This is a genomic window from Stenotrophomonas maltophilia (genome assembly GCF_004920835.1).
Lineage (GTDB): Bacteria > Pseudomonadota > Gammaproteobacteria > Xanthomonadales > Xanthomonadaceae > Stenotrophomonas > Stenotrophomonas maltophilia_AQ.
In genome coordinates this window covers 1-401 of sequence record NZ_QFHO01000072.1, presented here as the reverse complement: position 1 = coordinate 401, position 401 = coordinate 1, and the positions used below count along the sequence as shown (strand labels likewise).

Here is a 401-nt window from a genome sequence, read left to right as displayed (position 1 = left end):
GTTCAATTGCTGCGACAAGGTGATCTTAGCCTCAGCTAATCGATTCAGGAAGCCGTAGGTTTCAGAGGACACGGGCTGCCCTTGCTGTGACAAGGTGACTAAGACCTCTAAAAGCGTTTCCAGGTGCTTATGTGCGCGCACTAGTGAACCGATATCAGAAAAAGAGTGTGGCTGGTCCAGATGCTTCTGGATCCTCTGCAGTGAAGGTTCGACGATCGATAGCATAAAGTTTCTGCGATGATAGGGGGATACTTCCGTACTGGAATTCTTGGTATCCCCTTCTCTGCCTTTGACATAGTCTTCAATCACTCTGTAAGTCTTCAGAATCAAACTGTTAAAACTCTTCAACTGATCCTTGTCTACTCCCCCCTCGCGTTCGGCCTTGTCGAGTGCCACCAACA

Annotated in this window: 1 pseudogene; it reads right to left on the bottom strand. The window is 48.4% G+C overall.

Going from position 1 to position 401, the window contains the following annotated elements:
• Positions 1-401 (bottom strand): annotated as a pseudogene (locus DI041_RS21115) (protein kinase); the annotation flags it as partial.